This window comes from Limosilactobacillus galli, assembly GCF_947381495.1.
Lineage (GTDB): Bacteria > Bacillota > Bacilli > Lactobacillales > Lactobacillaceae > Limosilactobacillus > Limosilactobacillus galli.
In genome coordinates this window covers 1-24,796 of the sequence record NZ_CANCWK010000013.1, presented here as the reverse complement: position 1 = coordinate 24,796, position 24,796 = coordinate 1, and the positions used below count along the sequence as shown (strand labels likewise).

The 24,796-nt window shown below is 50.1% G+C and carries 20 protein-coding genes and 1 pseudogene; 8 read left to right on the top strand and 13 right to left on the bottom strand.

The annotated features are described in order from the left end of the window. Positions 1–103 precede the first annotated feature (103 nt). The gene (locus QOS10_RS04250) at positions 104–1,918 is read right to left on the bottom strand and encodes a mucin-binding protein (protein ID WP_283593937.1); all 1,815 of its coding nucleotides are present in this window, start codon (positions 1,916–1,918) and stop codon (positions 104–106) included. Positions 1,919–2,042: 124 nt separating this feature from the next. Next, positions 2,043–3,815, bottom strand: coding sequence for a 1-deoxy-D-xylulose-5-phosphate synthase (locus tag QOS10_RS04245; protein ID WP_283593936.1), 1,773 nt, complete (start codon positions 3,813–3,815; stop codon positions 2,043–2,045). A gap of 168 nt (positions 3,816–3,983) precedes the next feature. Between QOS10_RS04245 and QOS10_RS04240 the strand changes: the two are divergent. Together QOS10_RS04240 and QOS10_RS04235 are read left to right on the top strand one after the other, a co-directional pair. Continuing rightward, a pseudogene (locus QOS10_RS04240) lies at positions 3,984–5,228 on the top strand (DUF2075 domain-containing protein); the annotation flags it as partial. 12 nt (positions 5,229–5,240) lie between these two features. Beyond that, a complete protein-coding gene (locus QOS10_RS04235) occupies positions 5,241–5,930 on the top strand; it encodes a TVP38/TMEM64 family protein (protein ID WP_326520595.1) in 690 nt (229 codons plus the stop codon). A gap of 75 nt (positions 5,931–6,005) precedes the next feature. On the opposite strand, the gene QOS10_RS04230 is transcribed toward QOS10_RS04235, so the two are convergent. Beyond that, on the bottom strand, positions 6,006–6,833 hold the full coding sequence (locus tag QOS10_RS04230; RefSeq protein WP_283593934.1) for an exodeoxyribonuclease III: 828 nt from the start codon (positions 6,831–6,833) through the stop codon (positions 6,006–6,008). Positions 6,834–6,835: 2 nt separating this feature from the next. Further along, positions 6,836–7,156 carry a MazG-like family protein gene (locus QOS10_RS04225; protein WP_283593933.1) on the bottom strand — a complete coding sequence of 107 codons (321 nt, stop codon included), beginning with the start codon at positions 7,154–7,156 and terminating at the stop codon, positions 6,836–6,838. 129 nt (positions 7,157–7,285) lie between these two features. Between QOS10_RS04225 and QOS10_RS04220 the strand changes: the two genes are divergently transcribed. After that, the gene (locus QOS10_RS04220) at positions 7,286–9,808 is read left to right on the top strand and encodes an excinuclease ABC subunit UvrA (RefSeq protein ID WP_283593932.1); all 2,523 of its coding nucleotides are present in this window, start codon (positions 7,286–7,288) and stop codon (positions 9,806–9,808) included. Between the two features lie 32 nt (positions 9,809–9,840). Here QOS10_RS04220 and QOS10_RS04215 read toward each other — a convergent pair whose 3' ends face one another. Together QOS10_RS04215 and QOS10_RS04210 are read right to left on the bottom strand one after the other, a co-directional pair. Next, positions 9,841–10,179, bottom strand: a complete 339-nt coding sequence (locus tag QOS10_RS04215) for a fluoride efflux transporter FluC (RefSeq protein WP_283593931.1) — start codon at positions 10,177–10,179, stop codon at positions 9,841–9,843. Continuing rightward, positions 10,172–10,552 carry a fluoride efflux transporter FluC gene (locus QOS10_RS04210; RefSeq protein ID WP_283593929.1) on the bottom strand — a complete coding sequence of 127 codons (381 nt, stop codon included), beginning with the start codon at positions 10,550–10,552 and terminating at the stop codon, positions 10,172–10,174. The genes QOS10_RS04215 and QOS10_RS04210 overlap by 8 nt, the downstream gene beginning before the upstream one ends. Before the next feature lie 122 nt (positions 10,553–10,674). Here QOS10_RS04210 and QOS10_RS04205 point away from each other — a divergent pair, with 122 nt between their 5' ends. Beyond that, entirely contained in the window at positions 10,675–11,067 is a 393-nt protein-coding gene (locus tag QOS10_RS04205; protein ID WP_283593927.1) for a VOC family protein, read from the top strand. Between the two features lie 201 nt (positions 11,068–11,268). Here QOS10_RS04205 and QOS10_RS04200 read toward each other — a convergent pair whose 3' ends face one another. Next, positions 11,269–13,020 carry an ABC1 kinase family protein gene (locus QOS10_RS04200; protein ID WP_283593926.1) on the bottom strand — a complete coding sequence of 584 codons (1,752 nt, stop codon included), beginning with the start codon at positions 13,018–13,020 and terminating at the stop codon, positions 11,269–11,271. A gap of 148 nt (positions 13,021–13,168) precedes the next feature. Here QOS10_RS04200 and QOS10_RS04195 point away from each other — a divergent pair, with 148 nt between their 5' ends. After that, positions 13,169–14,536 carry a hemolysin family protein gene (locus QOS10_RS04195; protein ID WP_283593925.1) on the top strand — a complete coding sequence of 456 codons (1,368 nt, stop codon included), beginning with the start codon at positions 13,169–13,171 and terminating at the stop codon, positions 14,534–14,536. 44 nt (positions 14,537–14,580) lie between these two features. On the opposite strand, the gene QOS10_RS04190 is transcribed toward QOS10_RS04195, so the two are convergent. Next, positions 14,581–15,015 carry a CopY/TcrY family copper transport repressor gene (locus QOS10_RS04190; RefSeq protein ID WP_283593923.1) on the bottom strand — a complete coding sequence of 145 codons (435 nt, stop codon included), beginning with the start codon at positions 15,013–15,015 and terminating at the stop codon, positions 14,581–14,583. Positions 15,016–15,161: 146 nt separating this feature from the next. Here QOS10_RS04190 and QOS10_RS04185 point away from each other — a divergent pair, with 146 nt between their 5' ends. Together QOS10_RS04185 and QOS10_RS04180 are read left to right on the top strand one after the other, a co-directional pair. Continuing rightward, a complete protein-coding gene (locus tag QOS10_RS04185; RefSeq protein WP_283593922.1) occupies positions 15,162–16,538 on the top strand; it encodes a DHA2 family efflux MFS transporter permease subunit in 1,377 nt (458 codons plus the stop codon). 224 nt (positions 16,539–16,762) lie between these two features. Beyond that, positions 16,763–17,881 carry an MFS transporter gene (locus QOS10_RS04180; protein WP_283593921.1) on the top strand — a complete coding sequence of 373 codons (1,119 nt, stop codon included), beginning with the start codon at positions 16,763–16,765 and terminating at the stop codon, positions 17,879–17,881. Between the two features lie 51 nt (positions 17,882–17,932). Here QOS10_RS04180 and recQ read toward each other — a convergent pair whose 3' ends face one another. Then, positions 17,933–19,726, bottom strand: a complete 1,794-nt coding sequence (recQ, locus tag QOS10_RS04175) for a DNA helicase RecQ (RefSeq protein ID WP_283593919.1) — start codon at positions 19,724–19,726, stop codon at positions 17,933–17,935. A gap of 238 nt (positions 19,727–19,964) precedes the next feature. Between recQ and QOS10_RS04170 the strand changes: the two genes are divergently transcribed. Next, positions 19,965–20,909, top strand: a complete 945-nt coding sequence (locus QOS10_RS04170) for a diacylglycerol/lipid kinase family protein (RefSeq protein WP_283593918.1) — start codon at positions 19,965–19,967, stop codon at positions 20,907–20,909. 46 nt (positions 20,910–20,955) lie between these two features. Here QOS10_RS04170 and QOS10_RS04165 read toward each other — a convergent pair whose 3' ends face one another. The 4 genes from QOS10_RS04165 to QOS10_RS04145 form a co-directional block, all read right to left on the bottom strand. After that, positions 20,956–21,735, bottom strand: coding sequence for a hypothetical protein (locus QOS10_RS04165; protein ID WP_283593917.1), 780 nt, complete (start codon positions 21,733–21,735; stop codon positions 20,956–20,958). 876 nt (positions 21,736–22,611) lie between these two features. Further along, on the bottom strand, positions 22,612–22,974 hold the full coding sequence (locus tag QOS10_RS04155) for a hypothetical protein (RefSeq protein WP_283593915.1): 363 nt from the start codon (positions 22,972–22,974) through the stop codon (positions 22,612–22,614). A gap of 567 nt (positions 22,975–23,541) precedes the next feature. Then, a complete protein-coding gene (locus tag QOS10_RS04150) occupies positions 23,542–24,024 on the bottom strand; it encodes a Dps family protein (protein WP_283593914.1) in 483 nt (160 codons plus the stop codon). A gap of 68 nt (positions 24,025–24,092) precedes the next feature. Further along, positions 24,093–24,796 (bottom strand): transposase (locus QOS10_RS04145; RefSeq protein WP_283593913.1); only part of this gene is annotated, 704 nt, incomplete at its 5' end.

The window sequence follows — 24,796 nt, the reverse complement described above, 5'->3', positions numbered from 1 at the left end:
CCTCCAATTCCCTTTTCTTTCGTTGTTATTAGAATACTATTAGAAAATTAAAATTGCAAGGAAAATCTTAAACTTTTCTTTAGCTATACAATCAGCCTTATAATTAGTGACGCTTTTGCAGGTGGAACATCGCCAGTAAAGCCCCCGTTAGCACTGTCAGGATCCCTGTTAAAAATACTTTCAAATTCGTTTGGTTTCCTGTTTGAGGAAGGACAGCGGCTTGGTGATGTTGAGGGCTCGTTGCCAACTCTTTTAGTGGCCGTTGCAATTGATTCAGTTCATTATGAAATGCGACTGGATCAATTGCATCTTGTCCTTTTGCCTTCTCCTGAATGGTTGGTTGAGTACTTGTTTGATCTGGTACAGCTGATGCTCCCTGGTCATCTTTTGTAGTACCTGTTTGGGTACTCTGATCCTCATTAGTAGATGGTTCGGTCTGCGTACCCTCATCAGTCCCTGCGATTGTGTCATCACCTACTCCCGTATCAGTAGTTGGTGTATCAACTGTTGGACTGCCTTCGTCGCTCTTAGTTGACTGATCGGTCTGCGTACCTTCATCTTTGCCCGGGACTGTTTCAGTTTGCGTGCCCTGATCAGTTCCTGCAATTGAATCATCACCCACTCCTGTATCGGTAGTTGGCGTATCAATGGTTTGACTCCCTTCGTCGCTCTTGGTTGGATGATCGGTCTGCGTACCCTCATCAGTTCCTGTGATTGTGTCATCACCGACACCAGTATCGACGGTTGGAGTGTCGTCTGTCTGATTCCCCTCATCTTCCTTTGTCGGTTGATCGGTCTGCGTACCTTCATCCTTGCCAGTTGATGGTTCCGTTTGAGTTCCTGCATCACTCATCGCTGGTGGATCGGTCTGCGTACCAGTACCGATAGAAGGATCGGTCTGGGTACCCTCATCGACACCTGGTACGGGATCTGTTTCCGTCGATGCATCCTTTGAAGGATCTGTGCTGGTCCCTTCGTCATTGACCTTATGATAATCAACCTTGATGGTAACCGGCTCCTTCTCTAATTGGTCGGCAGTCAGCTGGAGCGAGGCAACCTTAGTCAGTGATGATTGGTAACCGTCAACCTGCGGTAATACAAACTCGTCAAATGGACTTATCTGCCACTCCCCGTAGCTGTTTTTGCCATCAACTACTGATACATCACGAGTTGCGCGCGCATGTTGTGTAATAACCTTATCGCCTGTTGGCAGGTGCAAGATGATCTTTCGACTGAGTTCTTTGTTCTCCTGTTTCTTCTCCTGATGGGTGTCCGTATCGTTTTTTTGAATTAAAAAATTGAAGCGGGTTGCGCCGGGCGTAATTTGCACTATTTTTGGTAATTGATCCTTGCCCACATATTTCCAGCCTTCCGGGGGTTCAGGAAGTTCAAAAGTCGACAATGGCTTACCATCAGAATTTCCAATCGTCAGGTACTGAACATTACTTCCATCAATTGGAATAAATTTAATCAAAACTGAACCAATAGGATTTTCACTTAACACTTTTGTATAAATGACATCTTCCGTTTCATTTGCAGAATCTGGAGTGATTACCTTAGGTGGAACTTCACACCAGTTTGGAGCGTACCCTTCAAAATATGGCACAAAATAAGCTTGCCAGGCTGAGACAGTCCCCTTCTTAATAAGCTTGCCATCCTGGTCAAATTGAAAGCGGACTACTTGATTAATAGTGTGCTTTTCCTTGGTCAAAGGGTCGACATAGTTAATCGTACGGGTGACTTCCTTAGTGGTGACCTGACCGTGATCATGACTTTTCGCTGTGGTTAGATGGGACGCTGGTTGCCCCGTATTCGCATCAGCCAGGACATTTCCCGCTGACAAGGACAGCAATACCGACGCTGACAAGATTCCGATCAGTGATGAACGGTAGCTGTGATGTGATAATTTCATATTCATTTGATTTCTCCTTTACTATTATGGCCTTCACTAGATATATACGGTCAAAAGAAGAAATCACGCGAATCAAACTAAAAAAATACTGCCAACAGGCTTAAGTGTCTGTTGACAGTAAAATAATCTTTTATAACGAATGAATGACTTTCTCAATATCGTCAACAATCTGCTTAGGCGTCAGGTGGTACCATTCATTCATGACCTCCAATGGGACATTATCGGCGAACTCCCGTGGGGCCCCAAAGTTAAGCACCTTCATATTGGTTGGACCATAGTAACGGGCAATCGTCTCACCGAACCCGCCGCTCAGGTTGCCATCTTCCAGGGTAACCACCACGTCATGGTTTTCCGCCAAGTGGTGGAGGTCGTGTTGATCAATCCCGGTAACTGATTTTGGGTTAATCAGGGTAGCGTCGATGTTGAGCTTGTTCTTTAGCTGCTCACAGACCTCCTCGCCAAGCTGCCAGAAGTCACCGACGGCCATGATAGCGACTTCGCTTCCGTGGTGAACCACGTCATAGTTGATGGTGCTGTAATCATCCTGACTCGGTTGACCATGCAGAAGAGTCTTCTCTGGTTGGCGGATAACGACTGGCTGATCGGTCTGCTTGATTGCCCACCGCAGCATGGAAATCATCTCTTCCACGTTGGTAGGCGCCAGATATTCGATGTTCGGCAAATCACTGATCATTGAGATATCAAATGATCCCTGGTGGGTTGCCGAAGTATTGGCAATGGTTCCGCCCCGGACAATCATTACTACTGGCGAGTCATTAAGAGCCATGTCGTGGATCAGCTGGTCATAAGCCCGTTGCAGGAAAGTACTGTTTTGGAAAACCACTGGCCGGGCACCGGCAGAGGCCATAGCAACCGCCGTCGTGATTGAATCCTGCTCAGCAATTCCAACGTCAAAGTAACGGCCAGGGTGCTTCTTCTGGAACTCTTTCAGGCCGAAGACATCAGGAATGGCAGCGTTGATGGCAACCACCGGCGCACCAGCGTTGACCTGCCGATCCAATTCGGCCATTACGGCTTTGTTGTAGCCATTGACTACCGGATGCTTGTCCTCACCTGTCTTGAGGTCAAACGGATCGCGCCAGTGATACTCCATCTTGTGTTCTTCGGCTGGGGCAAAGCCCTTCCCCTTTTGCGTATTAACATGCAGGACAATCGGGTGATCGATATCCTTAACATCACGGAAGGCATCGATCATCGTTTGCAGGTCGTTCCCATCGGCAACGTACCGGTAGTCTAAGCCCATGAACTTGAAGATGTTGTTTGGCGACTTACCATCGCTGTCACGCAGCTCCTTGAGCCCCTGGTAGAATCCGCCCTGGTCCTTATCAATTGCCATCTGGTTATCATTGACTACGATGATCAGGTTAGAGTGCAACTTAGCAGCGTTATTCAAGCCCTCAAAGGCTAACCCACCGCTCAGCGAACCATCACCAATGACGGCGACGATGTTGTTGTGCTTTTCTGGCCGCAAAAGATCTCGCGCTTGAGCCATGCCTACTGCCAATGAAATTGAGGTCGATGTATGACCAATTTCAAAGAAGTCGTGGACACTCTCTTCAGGAGAGGTATAGCCCGTAATGTCTTCGTAGTGATCGGGATCCATAAAGCCGATCTTCCGCCCCGTCAACATCTTGTGGGCATAGGATTGGTGGGAAACATCCCAAATCACCTTATCGTGTGGTGAATTGAAGACGTAGTGGTAGGCAATGGTCAGTTCCATGACGCCAAGGTTGGGACCGACGTGGCCGCCGATTGCAGCGTCGCGTTCTAGAACCAGTTGCCGCATTTCCGTTGCTAATTCCTTCAGTTCATCCAAAGACATCCGCTTGATGTCGCTAGGCTCATTTACATCATTTAAGAGGTAATCAGGATGCAGATTCATCTAATACCCACTCCTTTAAGCTAAAATTTCGTCTATGTTTTTTGGTTTGCTAACTTATATTTTAACACTACTTAGTAAAATTAAGAAAATCATTTAGTAATCAAATTGACGATTAGCGGCTTCTTAAGATACCATTAAGGAGATTATGCATGAAGGACCGAATAAATAATGATAGATACAAGTAATGCAGCGATTGATAAGCTTTCGCCATTCAAGCAACTGACAACTGAACAGGAAAAACTGGTTGAAGATATCCTCGACTTCACAGCGCACCATCTCAAAGGGAATTATCCAGCAACCTACACCATTGTCGGAGACGCCGGAACCGGGAAGAGTGTTGTCCTCTCCCAGCTCTTTGACCGGCTGCAAAAGGCTGCTCGGAAGGATCCTTCCTCACCCTTTTACCGGACAACCAATTACTTTTTGGTCAACCACCCGGAGATTCTGAAGGTCTATCGCGAGATTGCGGGACACCTCCCAGAGCTATACAAGAAGGATTTTGCTCGGCCAACCTCACTGATTAACCAGCTCGACAAGGAGCAAGCGAACATCGATGTGGCCATCATTGACGAGGCTCACCTGCTCCTGTCCAAACCGGACCACTATAACAACTTCTACCACGATAACCAGCTGGTTGAAATCATCAAGCGGGCCAAGGTCGTAGTAATCGTCTTTGACCAATACCAGGTACTGCGGATGAAGAGCCTCTGGACCCCAGAACGGCTGCACCACATTACGGATCAATACCCGCACAAGGAGTACCACCTCACGAAGATGTTCCGGATGAATGCCATCCCGCAGCTGGTCAACTGGTTCAACACTTTCACTAATGACTACCAGCTGACCCCATTGCCGAAGAATGCCCGCGAGCATTACGATTTTCGAATCTACGATGATGCGGAAGAGATGCGTCGGGCGATCGTTCGCCGCAATAAGGAGGTTGGCCTTTCCCGAATCCTCTCGACATCTGGCTACCCGTCCACCCTTGATGGCGGCAAGCACTATATCAAGGAGGGACGCTTCAAGATGCCGTGGGACCAATATAACTACACGGTAACCCCGTGGGCCGAGCTTCCCCAGACAATTGACGAGGTGGGTTCGATTTATACCTGCCAGGGCTTTGACCTCAACTATACTGGAATCATCCTGGGGCCGCCGATCAGCCAGATCCCTAACACCCAACGCCTCCAGATCAACCTGGATCGTTACACCGATACCGAGGCCTTTAAGAAGCGGGCCGACCTCACCGATCCTGAGGAGATCACCCGGCTGGAGAAACGGATGATTATGAACTCGCTGAATGTTCTTTTCAAACGCGGCGTTTACGGAACCTACATCTACGCCCATGACCCCCTGCTGCGGCAAACCCTCTGCGAACTGTTTGCTGCCGCGGGTCTGCAACTGCCAAAAGAGGAGGATTGCCCGATGAAAAAGCACCTTAATAAAACTGCGCTGATTATCTTAGCCTTTATTGCAGCGCTGGTAGTCATCTACTTCATTTACCGTGACTACCGCCCGGAGATTAACCTGCTGTTGCACCTCAATTCGCATAACCAGGTGATCCTCTTGCACCTGATCCGCAGTCACGGCCTGTCGACGATGCTGCTGCTATTGCTTTTGATCGCCATCTTTAATGCCATTCCCGGAATGTCCAATTCTGTCATCTGTATCTTTGCCGGTCTCTGTTACGGACCCTGGATCGGTTTTTTGATCAACTGGCTCGGCAATATTCTCGGTAACTGTGCCGTGATGAGCCTGATCCGGGAGGTCGATATCTCCAAACGTACCAAAAAGTCCAAGCTGCTGACCTACCTGCTTCACCAGAAGCATCCCCTGGTCGGGCTGACCATCAGCTACATGATCCCGATCATTCCCAGCGCCCTGGTTAATTATGCAGGGGCGCGGCTGAAATTAAGCCGGGCGCACTTCTTAACCATGGTCGCTGTGGGGATGGCGCCGACATCCTTTATCTACGCCTTTGGTGGGGATGCTATCTTCCGGGGCGACGGCAAGCGGATCATCATCGCAGTGATTGCCATCGTGGTCATTCTGCTCGGTTACCTGATCGTGCGTAAATTAATGGCTAATGCGCACCCCGAACACGAGGCCGTCTAAGATCAAATATTAAAATAACGCTCTTGACGTGTGATTATCTCGCACATCAGGAGCGTTTTCGTTTATAGTCCTATTTTATAAATCAATTTCCAGCATAATCGGCGCGTGGTCGCGGCGGGCCCCACTATCAATCATGGTTGAACTCTGCAGCTTGTCGGCTAAGCGGTCGCTGACCAGCCAGTAGTCAATCCGCCACCCCGAGTTGTTCTGCTTGCTGGTGATCACTCGCTGGGCCCACCAGGAGTATGCACCCGCCTGGTCAGGGTGCAGGTAACGGAAACTGTCCGTGAAACCCGCTGCCAGGAGCTTGGTAAAGTGCTCCCGCTCCTCGTCAGTATAGCCAGCGGAATGGTGGTTGTTCTCAGGATGCGCCAGGTCAATCGGCTCGTGGGCAACGTTGAAATCCCCGCTGGCGATCACGGGCTTGTCCTGGTCTAGCTGGTGCAGGTACTGCCGGTACTGGTCGTCCCAGGCCTGCCGTTCATCTAATCGCTTGAGGCCGCTACCCGAGTTAGGGGTATAGACCTCGGTCAGGTAAAATTTAGGGAACTCCAGCGTAATGATCCGGCCCTCGTCATCCATTGGTTCCGGTGCCCCAATCTGCGGCTGGGTGACTGCTGGCTGATATTCCTTCTTGTAGAGGTACATCGTCCCGGCATACCCCTTCCGTGCTGGTTCAACGGAACTCCGCCAGGCAACGGCGTAATCAGGGAAAAGCTCGTCTAGAACCTGCAGGTGCTTCTTGGTAGGGCCATTCTTTGAAAGCTTAGTTTCCTGAATAGCAATGGCATCCGGGTCTTCGGCGGCAATCTTGTACAGGACGTCCCGCGTCTCGCCGGCCCGTTTGGAGGTTCCGGTCAGGGCCGCGTTAATTGAATCAATATTCCATGAGATAAATTTCAAAATTAGTTCTCCTTTTCAATATCACTTTTCTTAATGAAAACCCCATCCGGCGTCGTCATCCCCGTCCGGTGGGCAATCTCCTGGTAGGCCGCGTTCAGGGCTTCCTTATGGTCAACGCCGACTAACCGGCAGAAAATTAGCAGGGCAATCTGAAGGTCGCCGATACTGTCGACCAGCTTGGCGTGGTTCTTTTTGTTGTAAGCTGCGGACAGTTCGCCGAGTTCTTCGGCCATCTTCATGAATTCAACCCGTGGATCGGCCTCGTCAATCTTGCGTTCGTGTGCCCACTCAGCAATCTTCGGAATTAGTTCTTCATAGTTCAAGCTTTTCACCTCATCTCACCGCTATTATACGTGATTTCTGACAAAAGATAAAAGCGGCTTTTTGTTTGCCAAGGCCAGCGTGCCTATTCTAAAATTGAAATAAGATTACGAAGAAAGGTGTCTTAAAGAATGAATAAGCAGCAAGCTACCCTGCCGACCAAGATTGAGGTTCGGGGCGGCCGCGTTCACAACTTGAAAAATATTGACGTCGATATCCCGCTCTACAAGTTCGTTGCCATCTCCGGCCTATCCGGTTCGGGAAAGAGCTCCCTGGCCATGGGAATTCTCTATGAAGAAGGGTCCCGGCGCTACCTGGAGGCTCTGTCCACCTACACCCGGCGGCGGATCAAGCTCGGTGCCCAGGCGGAGGTTACTAGCGTCAAGCACATTCCATCGGCCCTGGCTCTCCGGCAGCGGCCAAGCATCCCGTCCGAGCGGGCAACTGTTGGTACAATGAGTGAGATCTTCAACGTAATTCGGCTGATCTTCTCCCGGCTGGGGTCACCCCGCTGTCCCAACAGCCACCAGATTAAGCCAAGTCTGGCAATTGCGGAGTCAATGAGCAAGTCCGGGGACGAAATGGGGATGATCACCTGCCCAACCTGTGGTGCTAAGTTCCCCGCCTTCAGTGCCGAGGACTTTGCCTTTAATTCGGCCGGCGCTTGCGAGAAGTGCCAGGGAACCGGGGTTATTCGTGAAATCGACGAAAGCAAGCTGATCGAGGATGAAAACCTCAGCCTGGCGGACGGCGCCGTGGCATCCTGGCACCTCCCCGGCCGGAACTTCATGCCCAACGTGGCGGAACAGGCTGGAGTCCGGATTCACGTCCCGTACCGCGACCTGACGGCTAAGGAAAAGGAGTTCGTGCTCAACGGTCCCAAGAAGAAATTCAAGATGGACTTTCGTTCCGGGACGGGCCGGGTCTTCCACGACTTCAACGCCCTTTACGAAAACGCCCACGAAGCAGTCTACGAGTCAGCCCGAACCAGCAAGAGTGAACGGGCCCAGAAGCGGATCAGTGAATTCTTCCACTACTCCACCTGCCCCATCTGCCACGGAACCCGTCTTAAGCCGGTCCTGCTCACCCAGCTAGCCGGCAAGCTGAATATCGCCCAAGTCAATCAACTGACCCTCGGGAACTTACCAAGCTGGAAAAAGGCCGTTCTCAGTGAATTGCCAGCCGACATGAATAAGATGGCCCACTCCCTCTTCAAGGAGTTCGATGATAATCTCCGGCCCCTACTTGAACTGGGCCTCGACTACCTCACCCTGTCCCGGAACGGGAATACCCTCTCGACTGGTGAACTGCAGCGAATCCAGCTGGCCCGCACCCTGCGGACCCAAACAACCGGTGTCCTCTACATCCTGGATGAACCATCGATCGGCCTGCACCCCGACAACGTTTCCGGCCTGCTGAACGTCTTTCGGGAGCTGGTCGCCCAGGGTAATTCGCTGGTCGTTGTCGACCACAACGTCGATATCATTCGGGCGGCAGACTGGATTATCGAAATTGGCCCTGGATCCGGTGCTAATGGTGGGCGGATCCTCGATCAGGGGAACCCGGAAGAGATTGCCCAGGACCCCGATTCCAAGATCGGTCCCTACCTTAACGGAACAGCAGAGTTGCTGGCCCGCCGGGTAGCTGACGAGGAAGCTGAGAAGCAGATCAGTTTTGAGGTTGCTGACTACTATAACCTCAAAGACGTCCAGGGTCAGCTGCCAATTAACCGGCTGAGTGCGGTAACTGGCTTCTCTGGCGCCGGTAAAACCAGTTTAATCCTCGACAGTCTGGTTCCCGCCATTAAAGACCAGGCGAAGCAGGTTGGCCTGCCAAAACAGGTCAAGCAGCTGAATGCTCCACTGAAGGAAGTCGTCAGTGTCGATGCGGCCCCGATTGGTAAGACGATGCGGTCAACAGTAGCCACCTACACCAGCATCATGGATAACCTCCGCAAGCTCTTCGCCGCCCAGCCCCTCGCCAAGGAGAAGCACTACACGCCGAGCTATTTCTCCTATAATAACAAGCAGGGGGCCTGCCCGAACTGTGGCGGGAGCGGGATCGTGACCCTGGATATTCAGTTTCTGCCCGACATGCAGCAGACCTGTCCCGTCTGCCACGGTGAACGCTACAACAATGCCGTGCAGGCGGTTAAATGGCACAACTACTCCATTGTCGACCTGCTGAACCTGGACGTTCGTGCTGCGCTGCCAGTCTTTGAGGACGTACCGAAGATCGAACGGGAACTGAAGCTGCTGGAAGAGGTTGGCCTGGGTTACCTTCACCTCGGCGAGAGTACTCCGAGCCTCTCTGGTGGTGAGGCCCAACGCCTGAAATTGGTCAAGCACCTGGACCGCAATCAGGCTACAACCCTCTTTGTCTTCGATGAACCGACAATTGGGCTGCATCCCCTGGATGTCAAAACCCTGCTGGGCGTCATGCAGCGTCTGTTGGACCGCGGGGCGACGATCATCACGATCACCCATGATCTCAACCTGATCGCCAATGCGGACTACATCCTCGACATGGGTCCCCGTGGCGGGAAGAATGGTGGGCAGATTGTTGCCACCGGGCGCCCGCGGGACCTGATCAAGAACCCGACCAGTCTAACCACGAAGTACCTTGCTGAATACTGGCACCGCTTCGCCAAATAAAAAGGGCCGCCGGTCTAACTGACGGTCTTTTCTTATATACTCATTCCAAGCCACGCCGCCAGCAGTCCGCCGACGTAAGAAACCACGAAGTAGATAACTAAGCTGCCCCACCGGTGCTCGTCAACCATGGCAATCATCTCTGTATTGAGGGTGGAAAGGGTGGTATAGCCGCCGAGAAGCCCGACGCCCCAGAAGAGCATCGCTGATCCAGTAGCAGCGAGGCGCCCGGTCAATATTCCCAGCACTAGGGCTCCCGTCAAGTTGATCAGCAGGGTTGCCAAGGGCCAATCAACCTGCTGTCTCTTCCACCAAGTCGTCAGCCAATACCGCAACAGGGCACCGAGGGCAGAACCGCAACCGACACTAAGCATGCTGCTCCACCGTCCTTCCTAGGCGGCGCGCCAGAAGCATTCCCAAGCCCGCCATTACCAGGCCGCCAACCATGCTCAGCAGCAGGTAGACACCGGCCCCCAGCAGGCTATGCTGACCGAGCTTGATGGTCGTGGTGGTAAACGAGGAAAAGGTGGTGAAAGCCCCGATCAGTCCGGTCCCGAGTCCAGCGTTCAGCCAACCAGCCAAGAGGTCACGTTCAATTACGTAATACGTCAGAAAAGCCAGCAAAAAACAGCCCAGCAGGTTGGCGATGAGGACTCCCCGGGCATCGAAGGCCATGCTGAGGAGGTAGCGGAAGCACCCGCCAGCAAAGCCGAATGCGGCCACACTGACGACATTCTTCAGTTTCATTTTCCAAAAAACTCCCTTAATTAAAAATGCTCTCTTATATTACTACGCTTCCCCCGCCTTTGCCAATCAGCCCTTCCAGCCTGTATAATAAGGGGCAAATAAAGAGATAAGGAAGTAATACCATGAAAATGCGTCGGATTGACCACATTGTACTAACTGTTTCGAGCCTGGAGGAGAGCAGCCGCTTTTACCACGAGGTCTTTGACATGCCCATCATTGACCGGCAGACGGACGATAATATCATCACCTTGCGTTGCGGGCACCAATTGATCCGCCTGCAGAAAACAGACCGGTCAACCGATCTGAAGGCGGCCCGCCCAATCATTGGCAGTGCAGACCTGTGCGTGGTTGCCGGAGACAAGGTCGAGGATATTCTCCACCACCTGCGGAGTTATTACGTTGATGTAGTTGCCGGCCCGGTTGAAAAACACGGTTCCGAGGGTGAGATGACCTCAATCTACGTTCACGACCCAGATAATAACCTGGTTGAGATTGCGGTCTACAAGAATAAGTAACTTTCAACATTGCGCTAAAAGAGGAAGCGGGACAGAAGTCGTTTACGACTTCGTTTTTCGACGCGAAGCTAGCCGTTGGGAGCCCCCGCGAGCACAAATAGAGGTCCAGAATTCGACTTTTGCCGAGCTTTGGACCTCATTTGTGTACCGCGCTATTCGCTTTTGCTCTATATAGAAAGACTTATGTCACAGCCCCTTCGTCTATTTATTCTTATTACGCCAATTCTTCCAGCGATGACCGAGTTCGCTCAATACTAGGGCAAGAATTACCACCAGCGAGATCGAATAACCGATGACCCCGAGGCGGAAGATGTGGGGGTGCTGGCTGCTTCCTTCGACAAGGACCGAGGATCCGAGGATCACTGCTGCCAGGATGATCACAATCAGGAAACGGTTGGTGATCCGTTCAATCTGCTTGATCAGGCGATCCTGCCCCTTGAGTTTGAAGTTAACTTGGGCGTCCCCATTAGCGATCGTCTCCAGGGTAGCATTGATCCGATCAGGCAGGTGGGCCGTCTCCTGCGCCGTGGTGACCAGGCCGATCAGCTGGTCATCCAGGCTGTCGCGCCATTTGAACTTCCGCTTGAGGTATTGCAAACCAAATGGCCGGGCCACCTCCATCATTGAAATGTCAGGGTCAAGCCGGGCCACGGTGCTCTCCAAGGTCCCAAAGGCCTTGATCAATAGGGTCACCTCAGGCTTCATCTGCAGGTGATTCTTTTGACAGAGTTGGACAATCTGGTAGACCATCGTTGAGAAGTCAATCTCGCCCACACCCATCGCCAGGTATGGCCGAATGAAACTCCCCAGTTCCTTGGTAAATGCCGGCTCGTCCAGGGGCCCCGTCTGATTGCAGATGGCCAGGACGGCTTGGGAAATTCGGCGGACATTCTTGGTTGTGATCGCCAGAACCACATTGGCAATGCCGTCAGCCATGGCCGGGGTCAGCGTTCCCATCATCCCAAAATCCAGGTACACAATTCGGTACGGCGGCAACGGCGTCTCCTGGTGGTAACTGAGGTTTGTGTTCCCCACCTGGACTTGGTGTTGGTGGGTGATCTTCATTGCGGGCTGGGCCTGACTAGCCGGATCGAGTTCATGAATAAGGATGTTTCCAGGATGCGGGTCGGCGTGGAAGAAGTGGTCAACAAAGACCTGCTTCATGAAGTTTTTGACCAGGACGTTGGCAATGTACTTACGCTGGGCCAGCACTTCCGGTGTTTCCTCCCCCTTGAAATTCTCCTTAAAGAGGTGCCGCACACTCTTCCCCACCATCGTCTGGTTGACCAGGATCTGCGGTGCACAGTACTTGGTATAGACCTTAGGAACCGTGACGATATCGTCCCCGTTGTTGAGCCGGTAAAACTCCTCGCCGTTGTGGACCTCATTCATCGTGTTGACCTCGCTCAAAAGCGATCGGCTCAGCTCATCTAAAACCCGGTCCAGGTTGACCACGGTCATCTCATTGGGAACGTACTTGAGCAGTTTGACTGCCCGCCGCAGCAGGGCAATGTCGGTGTTGACCAGCTGACTGACCGCCGGATGCTGGACCTTGACCACCACCGGAGTGCCATCCTTCAATGTCGCATGGTGAACCTGACCGATCGAGGCCGAGGCAAAGGGTTGTTTATCAAAGCTGGCAAAGACCTCATCAATATCGTGGCCAGTCTGTTCCTTAAACGTCTGCTGGACACTGCTGAAGGGGTCCGCCTTGACCTGGTCCTGGAGCTGACGGAGGGTTTTGACGTAGACTGGCGAAATGAGGTCCGGCCGAGTCGACAGGATCTGCCCCATCTTGATAAAGGTCGGTCCCAGTTCTTGGAGGGCAGCGTAGATCTCTTCAGGGTTCTTCTGGTGGTAGAAGTTGCTGAGAAAATGATGGTCGCGCATCACCTGCATTATCTCCCGCAGACGCTGCCCCTTCTTTATTTCAATGTCGGCCTCACTATTCATGCTGATCATCCTTACTGATTTGAATATTTACTTCGATTTTACCGCAAAAGCGCGGCAAAAAGAATCGACAAAATGTTGGTCAGGCTATAACAAACTTGATACAATAGTTACGGAAATTATTTTATGGAAATAGGTGAGTTTATCAAATATGGCTGCATTATGGTCTTCATATTGGTTTAAGCTAATTGTTATTATTCTGATTTTACTGCTGGCGGCGCTGTTTACGCTGCTGGAGTACTCAGTCGTTAAGGTTCGGCCGAGCGAGCTGAAGGAGCTCAAGCAGACACGCAAAGTCAAGCGCGCCGAGCACATGGTCGGTAATCTTAATGAATACCTTTCGACCGCCCAGGTTGGGGTAACGATGACCTCCCTGGTATTAGGTTGGATTGGTGACCAGTTCATTACAGACCTGCTGCTTAAGATCACGGTGGTTCCGGCAACGGTACGGGAAATCATTTCACCAATTCTTGGTGTCCTGATTTTCACCTTCTTCCATGCCGTCTTCACCGACCTGGTACCAAAGAACATGGCGATCGACCGGCCAGTGCCGATCCTCTTGTCGATCGTGCACCCGGTTCAATTCTTCCACACGATCTTCTACCCATTTGTTTGGCTGTTCGCCGTTGTCGCGGCTAAGATCACCAAGATGCTGGGTTACAACGTTCAACCGGAAGAGGATACCTACTCCCAAAACGAAATTATGACCCTTTCCCAGCAATCCGAAAAGGCTGGGGAAATGGACAAGGAGGACGTGCTCTTCATGCGCCGGGCCTTCCAGATGAATGATAAGGTGGCCGAAGATATCATGATTGATCGGACCCAGTTGTCCGTCATCGATATCAAGGCTACCATTGATGACGCCGCTAAACTGTACTTTGAGAAGAAGTTTACCCGGTTCCCGGTTGTCGCCAATAACGATAAGGACCACATCCTGGGCTACATTTTCTCCTATGACATCATGCGGCAGAGCCAGATCAACCCCGAACAGTCAATTCGGACGATTATGCGGAAGATTCCGATTGTCTACGAGAACGAACCAATCACCAGTGTCCTGCAGATCATGATGAAGAAACAAGTGCCAATCGTGGTTGTTCAAGACGAGTACGGTGGAACTTCCGGAATCATCACCGACAAGGATATCTACGAGGAACTGTTCGGTACGGTTGGCGAAGAAATCGATCACGCTACCTCAGACATGATTGAAAAGAAGGAACCCGACAGCAAGGGCAACCCAACCTACGAGGTCTCCGGTAAGATGCCGTTGGCGGACTTTGAGCGCTACTTCCACACCGGCATCGAGCAATTCGATAACTCAGAAGTAACCACGCTGACTGGTTTCTTCCTGGAGCGGCAGTATGATCTGAAGGTCGGCCAGCCGATTAGAGTCGACAACTTCTCCTTCATTCCGCTGGACCTTCAGAATGCCTACGTTAACAAGTTCAAGGTTATCTACATTCGGCCAAAGAAGAAAAAGACGGATGAGGATAATCAAGACAAAGGTAACAAGAAAAAATAGCTATTAAAAATAACCCGTTCAGAATTCTGAACGGGTTATTTTCGTTAGTGCTGGCAATGGGCATCCTCACCCGGAACACAGTTGCATTGAACATTTTCCGGCGCTGTTGCCAGCTTTTCTTTGAGCGTCTGCTGCAGGCGCTTGATGTCGTCCTGGCTCAGGGTAGCCTGGTCAACGACATGGTTAAGAGTCTGGCCGACACAGTGTTCACAAATACTGTTGAAGAGGTCATCGGCCACCTGGTTCATCGTCGACTGTTCCGCCACGAGCGGCCGGTAAATAAACGACCGGCCCTGCCGCGTGGTCGAAAGGGCTCCCTTAGCCACTAAACGCCGCAGAAGCGTCTTTACAGTGGCTGGCTTCCAGTCCACCTTCCGCTGTAAGATGGTGATGATCTGGTTGCTAGTCGTTTCCCCCAACGTCCAAACGATCCGCATTACCTGCCATTCAGCCGGGGTAATCTCTAATCCTTTCGTCATTTTACTGCCCCTTTCCGTTACGATTACAGTTGTAATTTTAACATTATTTCGCATTCTTGCAAAGCCGCAAGCCGAATTGACTTCCCTCCCGAACTTGGTAAACTAATACACTGTAATTAATGACAAAGGAGCATATAACAAACCCAATGCAAAACAAACGTATTCGGCACGCCCTGATCATCATGGTGCTCGGAACCTTCTTCGGTATTCTCTGCTCCACCCTGATGAACATCGCCCTGCCAACCTTCATGCAGGTCTTCAATATCAGTGAAGCCCATGTTCAATGGGTGATTAACGGCTACATGCTGGTCAACGCTCTGATGATTCCGGTCAGTTCGTACCTGATCAAACGTTTCTCGTTCCGTTGGCTTTTCATCTTCTTCTGCGGGGTTTTCCTAGTGGGAACTGTCATCGGTGCCACCGCCCCTAACTTCAACATGGTCGTTATCGCCCGCATGATCCAGGCAATCGGTGCCGGAATGATGATGCCGCTGGTTAATGTGCTGGCGATCCGTTATGCCGATCCCGGCAAAAAAGGGCGAATCATGGGGATCATCGGGCTGGCTTTCAACTGTGCCCCGATCTTTGGCCCGGTCCTCTCCGGGATCTTACTCAACTACTTCTCCTGGCGCTACCTCTTCATCCTGATCATCCCCTTCCTGGCGATTGTCCTCGTGCTATCATTCATCTTCCTGCCCTACATTCCGCATAATGAATCGCCACGGTTCAATACCACCGGGTTGGTCACGATCACGATTGGTCTCTGGTCACTATTGATGGGCCTGTCCAATGTCTCTGCCAACCGGCTGGTCTCCTTCAATGTCTGCGGCTATGTTCTGACTGGGCTCGCCTTCCTGGTGCTCTTCTACTTCACCCAGCGCCACAGCGATCACCAGTTGATCAACCTATCAATTTTCCATCACAAGCAGTTCGTTCTCGCCACCACCATTAACATGCTGATCACGGCGACGATGTACGGAAACACCATTTTGATCCCCCTCCTGGTCCAGATCGTCCTCGGCAAGAGTACCATCATCTCTGCCATGACCGTGCTGCCCGGTGCCTGCCTGACCGGTTTGCTCTCGACAACCAGCGGCCGTTTCTATGATATCTACCCGATCCGGGTCCTGGTCGGTACCGGACTGATCATCGACATCATTGGGACCCTCGGTCAGGCAATGATCGGGGCTAACAGTTCTGTTTTGATCATTACCATCTTCCAAACTGTCCGCCAGTTTGGCCTGGTCACCATGCTGATTCCACTGCAGACGCAGGCCCTGTCCCTGCTCCCTAACGAAATCGTGCCGGATGCCGTGGCTAGTTTCAACACTTTCCGCCAAATTGCCGCCTCATTTGGGACAGCCCTAATCGTGGCGATGGTCGGAATCGTCAACGGGATCATCCATAACTCGTCTTCTCACCTAGGGATCCAAGCTGGTTTCCTGCTCTGCCTGCTGCTGTTGATCATCTCGCTGATCCTCAGTCGCCAGCTCTACCATAAGATTGAACATCCTGCTCATTAAGATTTGGGTCACTCATTTTAATCCGAGTGGCCTTTTTTGTAGTTAGAAAGTGAATCGCTTTAACAACGAATGAATATTGTATAATGATTAATTGTTCGTCTATTGTTCCGGGGTTTTAGAAGCATCTCCCCATTTTGTCCCCTTAAAAACAAAACGTGCCTTAACCAAACTTACCGCATAATCTGCTTGAAGAAGGGATTGGATTAATTGAATATCAAGATCGTTTGCAAAGTCTTGTCTTTGTCCTCGTGGCCTTCCTGCTCGGCTGTAACGAATTCATGGTGGTCGGGGTAATCTCGAATATTGCCAAGAGCTACCACGCCTCGCTGTCTACTGTGGGACTACTGGTCACGATCTTTGCCATCACCTACGCAATCTGCACGCCGATCTTGACGACGATCACCAGTAAGTACGATCGGTTCAAGGTCCTGATGGTCATGCTGGCAATCTTCTGGATGGGCAACACCATGACGGCTTTAGCACCAAGCCTGCCGTGGCTCTTCATCTCCCGAATCATCACCGCGGCGATGGCCGGAACCATCATCTCGTTGATCCTGGTCTTCGTCAGTGTAATTGCCCCGCTAGAGAAACGGTCAATGTTGGTCGCGGCTGTTTTCTCTGGTTTCAGCACCGCCACCATCATCGGGGTCCCGATCGGAACCACTATCAGCATGCTCTCGTCATGGCATATCAGTTTTCTGGTGATTTCAGTCCTGACAATCCTCATTGGTGCCGGGTTATACTGGCTGGTACCACGGGGAACCAAGCAGGTCACCGGCTCGATCAAGAGTCAGCTGCGGCTGATGACCGACCGGCGAATTGCCCTGATGGCGGCCGAGTATACCTTCTATACCTATATCCGACCAATCATTACGGACGTTCTCGGCTTCAGCGCCAGCCAACTGAACTGGCTGCTGGGGATCATTGGCGTGATGTTTATCATCGGTAACACCTGTGCCGGGATTATCTCCAACCACTATGGGATCAGGAAGATGCCGTTGATCAGCACCGCCTGTCTGGCCCTCCTGCTGTTGATGGGGTTGGCCTTCCGTCTGTCCTGGCCGGGCATTGCGCTGCTGTGTTTGATCTGCTTTATTCTGGGGATGCCTGGTTCAATTCTGCAAGTCATGTTCCTCAACGTTGCCGAGCGCGACTACCCGGAAGCTATGAGTCTGGCATCATCGCTCAACCCGATCTGTACCAACGTTGGGGTTTCGATTGGTTCGCTGGTGGCTGCCATCAGTGTTAATCTCATGCCAGTCAGCCAAGTTGGTTACGTTGGGGCCCTCTTCGCCCTCATCGGCGTCATCTGCACAATGATGCTGATGAAAACCAATGTATAACAAAAGTCGTATCTGCGGTGACCCTCAGTCATCATAGATACGGCTTTATTTCTAATCTTCATTTCCGGATAAGTAAGCGCCGATCTCATCCATCATGATCTGCCCATACTTTTTCAGTTTGGCCTGACCAACCCCATTCACCTCAAGAAATTCGGCAGGTGTCTGTGGTTGTAAGCGGGCCATATCATGGAGTGTGCGATCAGAGAAAATCATGAATGGCGGGACTTCCTGGTCGCGGGCGAGCTCTAACCGCCGCTTGCGCAAGCACTCAAATAAGGCCGCTTGCTCTGGGGTCTCCTCGATCTTAGTTGCCACCTTGGTTGGCTGCGGCTCAACCCGGCGTTGAATGGTGGCCTTGCCAGCCCAAACCCGCCAACCGGGCTTGCCAACCTTGACAACCGGGAATTGGCCGCCCTCTAGTTCAAGGAAGCCGGTGGCCACCAGATAATCCACGAGGCTTCCGGCGGCTTGCTGGGAGAGCTTAAGGGCGCCGTAGTGGTCAAGCTGGTCCACATGGAGTTGACGCACCCGTTGGTCGTGAGATCCGGTAACCACCTTGGCGACCAGCGACTTGCCAAAACGACCATGTAATTCGTTGACGGTTGCGATAATTTCCTTGGCAACAGGAGTAATGTCTTCCAATTGCCGGTCATCGGTGCAGTTGCTGCAATGGCCACAAGGGTCACAAGACTGGCCAAAGTATTCGACGAGCTGCTGCTGAAGACAGCGCGGAGTATTGGCATAATCCGTAATTGCCTGGAGCTTCTCGTATTGAACTTCCCGGTACTGGTCATCGGCCGTGGACTGATCAATGAACCAGCGATACTGCTGGATATCATTGGCATGGTAAAGCATCACTGCCTCGCTCGGTAAACCGTCACGTCCGGCCCGGCCAGCTTCCTGGTAGTAAGACTCCAAGCTTTTCGCACTGGTCGCATGCAGGACAAAGCGGACATTGCTTTTATCGATCCCCATTCCGAAGGCATTGGTGGCCACGATCACCGGGACCCGGTCAAATTGAAAGTCATCCTGCACCTTTGCCCGGTCTTCCGGCGTCATCCCCGCATGATACATTGCCGCATGAAAGCCCCGGTCATTGAGGAAAGACGTCAGAGACTCCACCCGCTTCCGGGTATTGGCATAGATAATCCCTGCCTCTCCCTGGTGAGCTGTCAGATATTTAACGATGTATTGGCGGGTACTGCCCTGCGGATGGGTCACCCGAAAGCTGATGTTGGGGCGAGCAAAGCTGGTGATGACAAAGTTCTCCCGGGGGATCGTCAGCTGCTCGCCAATATCGGCCTGGACCTGCGGCGTCGCAGTAGCCGTGAGGGCAAGAATAGTCGGATTCGTTTTAAGTCGCTGGATTGCCGCATTGAGTTGCCGATAAGCCGGTCGAAAATCATGGCCCCACTGTGAAATACAGTGGGCCTCGTCAATTGCCACTAGGTTAATATTAAGAAAACTCAGTTGGTACTGGAAATATTCCATTGCCAGCCGTTCGGGCGTAACGTACAGTAGCTTGGTCTCCCCGTTGTAGGCACTCCGCAGGATGGGGTTGACCTCTTCCCGCGGGGTTGCGCTGTTGAGCGCTACGGCGGCAATGCCATTCTGGCGCAGGGATTCCACCTGATCCTTCATTAGGGAAAGCAAGGGCGATACCACAATCGTCACTCCCGGGTTGATCAGCGCCGGAATCTGGTAGCATAGGGACTTCCCGCCCCCGGTCGGCATAACGGCCAGGGTATTCTGGTGGTTGAGGACCTGGGTGATAACCTGCTCCTGCCCATCGCGGAAATGATCAAAACCAAAGTTAATATGTAGAATGTCAATTGGTGTTGCCACGTTATTCCCCTCTCAATTTTATAGGCCCCTATTAGTTTAATACGGAAAGAGTTGCCATTACCATTAATTTGACTATCTTCCATCATACTACATGGTTGTACCAACGTTTGCGCTAACACCGTTTTATAGTGCTACAGATGTCATTTATTGACTCATGCTTCCATCTAACTTCTTATAAAGATACCTTGTCGTGCGCTATAATGGTAATCGTTAATTATGCAAGAAAGGAGGCTAATCAATGAAATATCTCTTTCTCGTTAACCCGTGCGCCGGCGGAGGCAAGGGGAAACTGGTTTGGCAACAGGTCAACAGCTTTCTCGCAGCCAAGTTCTCAATTCGGTTTGACCACGTCGTCAGCCAATATGCTGGTCATCCCCGCGAGCTGGCAATGCAGGCTGCCCAGCGGACCGACCTCGACTGCTTAGTCGTGGTGGGCGGTGATGGTACCCTTCACGAAGCCATCACTGGTCTGATGGAAAGTCAGCAGGAAAAAACGTTTCTGGTTGCCTATATTCCAGCGGGAACCAGCAATGATTTTGCGCGGGGCTACGGGATCTCAACCAAGCCGCTGCAGGCTCTCCAACAGATCCTCACCAATCAGCACGCTCACGTGATTAACATCGGCCATTACCATGATGCCTGCCGCCAACAGAGCGGAATCTTCATCAATAACTTCGGAATCGGCTTCGATTCAGCGATCGTGCACGCCACCAATAACTCGCGTGCCAAGGACTTCCTCAACCACCACCACCTGGGAACCTTTTCCTACATTTTTAAGGCCATCCATGTTCTCTTCACCCAACCGGCCTTCCAGGTCCAGGTAAAGGCCGGAAAACAAACCCGCTGCTTTGACCGTGCCTTTCTCCTAGTAGCCAGCAACCATCCCTACATCGGCGGTGGTATGCGGATTGCACCTGACCAGCGGGTTGATCAAAAGCAACTGGAACTGGTCGTGGTCGAGAAGCGCCACTGGCCCATTCTCCTCTGGTCAATGCTGATGTTTGCCAGCAGTCGCCTGACCTCGTCACACTATGCCCACCTTTTCCGCGGCCAACAGCTTCACTACCGGATCACCCCGGCGCAGTATGGGCAAATCGACGGTGAGGAGCCCGGCAAACACACCTTTGATCTTAAATTAGAATGTCGAAGCTATCCCTTTTGGCAGCAGCCCAAAATGCACTAGTAAAATTAAACGAACCTCCAGAGATAATTCATTCTGGAGGTTCGTTTCATATTCGGACAAGGAGGTTTACGAGGATCGACCAGGTAAAGGAAAGGACCATGACCAGGGCAAACCAGGTTAATAGGATGAGCAGATAGTGATGGATGGTTACTGCCATCCCCAGTTTAATCATCAAGAACAATACGAGGCTAATAATAACCAGAAGGGTACCGAATGCCGGCAGGGTGCTCTTAAGGTCGGCATCACTTAGGTCAAAGCCACCAATCGTAATGTTGATTGACAGGATAACCCAGATGATAGTCAATAGCCAGTTGCCAGATCCTGCCGGTACATTAGCAGGAGTAGCCAAGCCTAGTATGTTTCCCAGATATTGCAACCCCCATTGATAAAATCCGGGAACCAGGAACCGGGTCAACAGGATGAGGGTAAGTGTACAGCCAAAGATTGGTGCTGTCCCAATCAACGCATTACCCAGAAACTGATAATAGTTTTTCTTATTCCAGGAGTGATTAACATAACCGAGCGCTCCTCCATCATCCGGAACGTCCGTGATAAGTAAACGAAAGCTATTGATGTGGTGGCCAAAAAGAAGGGCGACCAAAAGGTGACTGAGCTCATGCACAATCACCCCGAGTCCGCTAACGTAAATAATCGATTTTGCCCCAAGACGCTGGGCTAATCGTTGCTTTGAGTTCCGATTAATATAAGTGAGGGCAATAACTGCTAATACCGGGATCCCCAGCACTGCAATCAGATAGGTAAACGTCGTCTTTAGATCAGTACCAATTGACAAGATCTGTTCCACCTTTTTTAGTAGTATTGCCATTATACCAGTAAAAGAGGAAAGTGACTTTTGCAGCCACTTTCCTCTTTTGAATGTATTAATGAATATGGCAGATTGCAAGAAATAACTTGAACGAATTTAGTGACGCAGATTAAGCAAGAAGATCTCGATTGGTATACGCCAATTAAGACATTTAAGTGGCCGGGAATTCAAATACCAATTAATTAGTGTAATTGGGGTATTAGTTATTTTAATCGTAGTATTAATAGGATCTAAAACCTATGAGAGTCACGAACAGTCTTCTCAGAGTATAGGAGTACATAGATCAACAAATAAAGACAGTAAAAAAGATGATGGAATCAAAGCCAAGAAGAGCAAAAATAATTCTGAAAATGATTCCAAGGATACAAACACCGAGGAACAGTCCAGCGAAGGCTCAAGTAGCACACAGCCACAGGAAGATGCAGATCCTCAAGAAGTTGGAACCGCACTTTACAAATATGTATTTGATACAGATGATGATCCTGAATATTGTCAACAAGATGGCGATAAATGGGACGTTGGTCAAGGAACCGCCGACAGTACCATCCCATTTCAAATTAACGGTGACACCGTAACTTACTGGACACAAAAAGACGGAGAAGCTACAGCTGACGGTAAGAATCAGGAAAATACAATTAGTATTAGCGAACTGCTAGGAGATTAAAAATAAGCTGATATCTCACAAATGTGAGGTACCAGCTTATTTTATTAGTTACGTCTTTTGTAAAATATTGGTTTTACAAAGTACCTTACTGATACTTAAGTCAAGCAGTATTATCCTTCTATTCATGATTAACCAGGCAACTTTGCCTAGGGGGTATCAAGTTAACACAGTTTTCACCTGACTCCATGACTTATAGAGAGCCTGCCCTTCCCTTAGTTGAAATCATTGTTGCCATCGTTATGATCATCATCGTTGAGGTAATCATGGTAATGGGCATAGCTGTCATCGTGGTGGTGCATTGCGTGCAGGGTTTCAATGTCCCACAGCGTATCGGACACCGAGTCGTCGTGATGCTCGTCCGGAGTGTGCCGGTTATTCGGATTGGTTAGGTCCTCACCACTGAGCCACGTGATCAACCAGCTGATTCCTTCAAGGGTAAGGTATAACATTAATAATCCAGCGCCAAAGTAGAAGACTATTGGCCAGAGTCCGAGCACGGTGATTAGGACCGCGATAATGATCGCAAAGATCACCCACCGATGATGAACGATCTTTTTTTGCTTATCATTGAGCATAATAATGACGCCTCTTCCCACTATCTAAACAAGGTGAATGCCTTTTCAAGATTATTATACTATTTTCCGGTGGCATTATTTTAGCCTTAAGGCTATTCACGCCACGGTTATATGACGATACCTACAGTTGATCGATTATTTAGCTTGGAACTTATCTTTCATCTATTCTGAAAAGGTAATCATGAACTAATACATTTTTATACGAAGCAAGTCCCAAAGCGATCATCCTTGATCGCTTTGGGACTTGCTGACTTATGTCATTTTTTAAGGCCGAAGAAAGCAGCTTCGTAAAATATTGCTTTTATAAAGCAGCTAGTCATCAAGCAGCGGTGCAATATGGTTCACATACAAGTCCCCTAACTGCGCCCGTACTTGCTTCTTCCAATCCATCATTCGTTTTAATTCAGAATCAGTATTAGCTTCCTTAAATCAACGTCCGCGCAAAGTGTTAAATTATGAAACCCCATATGAAGTATTTTTTGATAAACCGTTGCACTTAGTTTGACAATTCGCCGCATAAGAAAAAGACCATATTGCTACTCGTTTATAGCCATATGGTCTTTTATATTAGTCAGCGAATGGTGCTTTGCCTAGATAAGCACTGATCATCCAAATATTTTTATCGGTTTCATCCTTGAAGCCATTAAGCATATCTTGAGTTGGGAAGTCTTTTTCTTCGTCAGTAACCTCGATTCCTTTTTGGTATTGGTCACGTAGGTACTTGAATTGATCAACTAGCCGCTGCATGAATTCAGTCATCGTTAATTGATCAAAAGCGACTTTGTCATCTGGTAGGCCAGTATTTTCAATGAATTCGTGAGTTGTTGCCAGTGGGCTGCCGTTTAAAGCAATCAAGCGTTCTGCAATTTGATCGAGCTGTTCGCTTAGTTGATCGCTATATTCGTCCATCAGCGGATGGAGGCGGAAGAAGTTTTCACCGCGCATATACCAGTGTGTTTGTTGAACGTTGACCTTTAATTGGCTGATATCGGCAATCAGTTGATTGAGTTGTGCTTTTGATTTTGGAAAGTCATAATTGTAAGTTGTCATAATGACCCCCCCTCTTCATAACTATTGGTTACACTAATACTATAACAGTTGTGAAAGCGCTTTTCAAATCAAATACTTGTGGTCCATTTGCGGTATAAATCTTCGATAATTGCTACAGTGTGGCTATTCGTCTTATCCATAAAAAAGCCTGCTTTACTTTCTTTGATCAGGTTTTCCATGGCCCCACACTTTTGATAGGCTAAGTACAATAATTTGACCCCGGCTTCAGTCATGTTAGTGACCACATATTGCCGTTCAAAGAATAGTTCGCCTACTTGATGCGTCGATTTTACTAGGACGCGCCGATCAATCGACCAGCTCTTGGCCGCGTAGTTGAATTCACCATAGATGACCGAATTCTGATCAAAATGCTTGGGCACTACTGGTGTGAATTCATCAGCTAGTTGGTCTAAAGCGGCGTTTCGCTTCAGGCGGATCACATATTTTACATCATAAAATTTGCAGAGCGTATAAAGCTCAGGCGTCGCAAAACCACTATCACCTCGTAAAATCAACTGAACATCAAACGGTAATTCGCAAAAAGCCGCAAAGATCGGGGCTAAGAATTCTTTGACACCAGTGCTGGTGTACTGATTGCCTGGACGTTGCTTGATTCCTAAAAGCAAATTCAGCTGCGCGATATAGGCCACTAGCGGATGGAAACCAGTAACCCCATAATGCGCATTGAAACTAGCTGTTAACACCGGTTCTAAAATGTAGGAAAACACCGATTTGAAATTGTCGGTTTTCCTACAATTTTTTATACTAATTG